Source organism: Streptomyces sp. NPDC007264, assembly GCF_042869095.1.
Lineage (GTDB): Bacteria > Actinomycetota > Actinomycetes > Streptomycetales > Streptomycetaceae > Streptomyces.
The window spans coordinates 1-4,319 of the sequence record NZ_JBIAFD010000039.1; the positions used below are offsets into that span (position 1 = coordinate 1).

Annotated in this window: 3 protein-coding genes; 2 read left to right on the forward strand and 1 reads right to left on the reverse strand. The window is 61.1% G+C overall.

Annotated features, from left to right (window positions below):
• Positions 1–121 precede the first annotated feature (121 nt).
• A protein-coding gene (locus ACFYMU_RS33300; RefSeq protein WP_388381451.1) for an IS3 family transposase occupies positions 122–1,323 on the forward strand; the annotation gives its coding sequence in 2 pieces (ribosomal slippage) (positions 122–353 and positions 353–1,323; 1,203 coding nt in all).
• A gap of 643 nt (positions 1,324–1,966) precedes the next feature.
• Positions 1,967–2,578 (forward strand): hypothetical protein, encoded by a 612-nt coding sequence (locus tag ACFYMU_RS33305; RefSeq protein WP_388381453.1) that lies wholly within the window; start codon positions 1,967–1,969, stop codon positions 2,576–2,578.
• A gap of 193 nt (positions 2,579–2,771) precedes the next feature.
• Here the strand turns inward: ACFYMU_RS33305 and ACFYMU_RS33310 are convergent, their stop codons facing one another.
• The gene (locus ACFYMU_RS33310) at positions 2,772–4,223 is read right to left on the reverse strand and encodes a hypothetical protein (RefSeq protein ID WP_388381455.1); all 1,452 of its coding nucleotides are present in this window, start codon (positions 4,221–4,223) and stop codon (positions 2,772–2,774) included.
• Positions 4,224–4,319 lie beyond the last annotated feature (96 nt).

The window sequence follows — 4,319 nt, forward strand, 5'->3', positions numbered from 1 at the left end:
CCGCACCTGATCGAGGGCTGCCTGCCGACCACCGGCCTGGACCTCAAGGGCCTGATCAACCAGCCGGACATCGCGGATTCAACCTGAGTACCCGCTTGAGCTCCGCCGTCGCGCGGTGCGCATGGTCGCCGAGGTGCGCGACGACTACCCGAACGAGACGGCCGCTCTACAGGCGGTCACGGACAAGCTCGGCATCGGTTCCCGCGAGACGCTGCGGAACTGGGTGAAGCAGCACGAGATCGACGCGGGGCAGCGTCCGGGGACGACGACGGAGGAGTCCGGCCAGCTCAAGGCGCTGAAGAAGGAGAACGCCGAGCTGAGGCGGGCCAACGAGATCCTTAAGGCCGCGGCGAGTTTCTTCGCGGCCGAGCTCGACCGGCCACACACGCGCTCGTAGCCTTCATCGACGAGCACCGGGACCGCTTCGGCGGCGTCGAGCCGATCTGCAGGACGCTCACCGAGTACGACTGCAAGATCGCCCCTTCCACGTACTACGCCCACAGGAAACGCCTCCGAACCCCCTCCGCCCGTGCCGTGCGCGACGAGGAACTCAAGGAGCGGATCAACGAGGTCTACACGTCCAACTACCGCGTCTACGGCGCCCGGAAGATCTGGCGCGAGCTGAACCGCCAGGGACATGCGGTAGCCCGGTGCACCGTCGAGCGCCTCATGCGCGAGCTCGGCATCACCGGCGCGGTGCGCGGCAAGCGCGTCATCACCACGATCCCCGGCGGACAGGTCCAGCGGGCCCCCGACCTGGTCGACCGCGACTTCGTCGCCGCCGCTCCGAACCGGTGCTGGGTGGCGGACTTCACCCACGTGAAGACCTGGTCCGCGACCGTCTACGTCGCGTTCGTCGTGGACACCTTCTCCCGCCGGATCGTCGGCTGGTCCGCGGCCACCGTGAAGGAGACCGTCTTCGTCCTGGACGCTCTCGAGATGGCCATCTGGCAACGTGACCGCGATCAACGACCCGTTCAGCCGGGCAAGTTGATTCATCACTCGGACGCCGGGTCGCAATACACATCGTTCAAGCTCGCGGAGCACCTGGACACCGTCGGCATCGCGGCGAGCATCGGATCCGTCGGCGACGCGTACGACAACGCCCTGATGGAGTCCACGATCGGCCTGTTCAAAACCGAGTTGATCAAACCCCAGCGCCCCTGGAAGACGCTCTCCCAGGTCGAGCTGGCCGCAGCCGAGTGGGTCGACTGGTACAACCACCGGCGCCTCCACGGTGAGATAGGCCACGTTCCGCCCGTCGAATACGAAGCCAACTACTACACCGAACTCACGAAACCCCAGGTCATCACCACAATCTGAGATCTCTACCGAACCCGGGGCGGTTCAAAATGACTTCTTGCCCTGGGTCTTGCCGGGGATCTTGGTGAGCTGGGTTTTTGCTGGCCAGGGGTAGTGGGCTCGTGCGCTTGGTGGTGGTCATTGGTCGTGGTTGGCCACTGTTGAGCGTCCTCGGACGGCCCAGAGACGGCCCAAATCCGCCGCACTCGCTCGGCGGCCGGCACCCTCGATGCGCCCGTCCTGAACCTCAGCCGCCGACAGCCAGCCACGACGGTGGGTGCGCCGACCGACCACGCACGCGTGTGTCTTGCTGCACCCCCACCGGCCTTGGCCACGCTGCCAATGCCGTCGACCAGAGCGAGCCACGACGACCGGGCCGTTACGACGATGCCTGAGCCATCAGCTTGGGAAGCTGCGATCATTTGCGGCTGGCCGGGCTCTGACCTGGGCGAACGGCTGGGCCGTGGTCCCGACGATCCTATCTGCTTTCACCGTGATGCCCCGCTGTTCCCCGCTCGATCTGGTGCGCTTGTGGTGCGTTGAGGTCATGCCCGCTGCCGGAGGGTCGTGAGAGCTGGCGGACGATCTTTCGGACGGGGGGAGCATGGCAGTTGTTCCCACCGCCTGAGGCCAGATGCCAGTGCCTCGTCGTAGAGTCCGCGACATGACAATGGCACCCTTGCCCGCTTGGAACCTGACGTCACTGGTGTTCTACATCGACACGCACATCCTGGATGCTACGGATACTGAAACGGTCCTCCTCAGGCAGCTTCACGAAGCGAGATGGATCAACCTGCGACGTACCGACGCCATGGATACTGAGTTGGGATCCGCGCCCGAGGAGAAGTGGGTAACCCTCACCGAGGCTAGCGCTTCGTACGCTGAGTCATTTGGGCCTATGATTCTGGATCACTCCCGGCTCGATCACTGTGTCCTTGGAAGCGATGAGGATATCGCCCGCAATGATCTTGTCTTCTCCACGTTGTTTCCAGGGGCGGACAGGGCCACATGCCGGAAGAACCACATTCGTGACGCTATGCATGTGGCGACAGCGATCCGATACGGCGGCCGGGCCTTCATTACTCATGAGCGGAAGCTGCTCAATAAATCCGATCAGATAGCGTCGCTGTTCCAGGACTTCCGAATCTGGTCGCCAGCCGAGGCGCTGCGGGAAGTGGCGAGTGCCATCGCCGGAGCGCGTGAACTGTATCGCAGGGAGCCGGAGCGTGGATCTTTGCCCAAGTGGCCGTCGGATGAGGATCTCCTCTCCGGCTAACGCTTTCGGTGAGACGAGAGGAGCATCAACCGCAGTTAGTGGGCGAGGCCGCAGGCAGATGCTGACCACCGTTTTAGAGTTCAGGCGGGGACTGGCATCGGCTGGGTGGCCTGCCGCTGTCGGGGCTGGAAGCAGATGCTTGTGTGCACCACTATCCGGCGCCGTTGATGTCAGGTGTGGATGTCAACGCGCCTCAGGCACCTGGGCGCGAGACGAACCTGCCCTCTCCGTTAACAGTGAGGCCGTATGCGTCGAACTCGTCTTCGAGACGGTCGAAGTCATATACCCGGGCACCGAACAGGTCTGCTGGTTCCAAATCTGGCCTGGCAATCCGAATCGCCAGCATTCGTACGGTGAGTGCCGTCACGGAACTGACGAGATACGTCTCGGTCGGATCGGGGAATTGACCGCGATCGAAGTGCTTGATGGTGTTGTAGTTGTTAGCAATTGCTCGGGCCATTCCGACTGATGACGAGCAAAGCTTCGACCAGTTCCAGCCGGTGTTTGCGAGGCAACGGTACATGTATGTTGCCGTGGAGGGCTTCCCGTTCTTTGTGTACGTGGATGATTCTCCGTCTACCTGTCCGATGAGGTTGCCTGCGGCCTCCATGCTCATTGCTGCGTTAACAACCAAGTTTTCAAGGATTGCGCCTGGCCGGTTTAGCGCGCTGATTGCGGGATGAATGAATCGAGCCCAATTATCATGATCGTTGGACCAGTTCTCTAGCCCACTCGATCCCACCGTCTTGAAGTCCACTAGCGGGTGGGTCAGCTTCTTGCGTGAGAGGGTTGGTCTTGCCTGCTCCTTCACGGTACTTCGGCTCACCAATTGATAGAAGGGAGTTTCGACAACCCTTCCATCCAGGGTCTTTCCATTGAATCGAGAATCCTTGATGTCGTGGCGCCGAAAGTAGGTAGCGGCACCAAAAATGAACGACAGAAGGGCCGACACCTTGCGGTGCTCGGCCAGGTGCTCTGCTACCGGCCTCGGACACTCAAACGCGCTGGTTAGCGAAACGCTCTCGGTGACATTCAGGCCGTTTCGTGCCGGGTCTACGTTCCAGTCGCTCGAAATTTTCATCGTGGCCTCTCCTTGGTGCCACGAGATTTCGTCCAGGCTTGCGACTTCGATTGTGACCTTCTTTACGCGGTTCTGATCGTCCTTGTCTGCCGACCGCTTGATTGCACCGTAGCGGGTCCAGTCGATAAGCCCGTCGACCCGGGATCGAAACTCTTCAACTTCGAGTCGATCGTGGAAATCTCCATCTCTCCCATGGAGCACGATCTCGGAGGGCGTTACCTTGCCAAGCCCGATCCCTGTTGGATAATTGATTGTGTGGCCGGAATACTGGCAGTCATACAATGAAATGTCGGCGTCAAGGGAAGTCAGTAGCAAGTTCTTTGGAGGCCTCTCAGAGGTGAACCACTTTGCGGTGGCCTCGAATTGCGGATTCCCAGGAAGGTCGAGGTAGGGGACTTCGATTTGGACGCCGGTAGACTCGTTAAACTGCAAGGTTGCTGCGACGTACGGAGTTCCCTCGACGCCATCGATCAACATCCCCGTGATAGAGTCGCCAAATTCGATAGACCGTCGCTTCGTCATCGCATCTCCATGCGTCTCGCTGAGGGTTTTGAGTGTATTCATGCTACTCAGGTTGAATCCGCGATGTCCGGCTGGTTGATCAGGCCCTTGAGGTCCAGGCCGGTGGTCGGCAGGCAGCCCTCGATCAGGTGCGGGCGG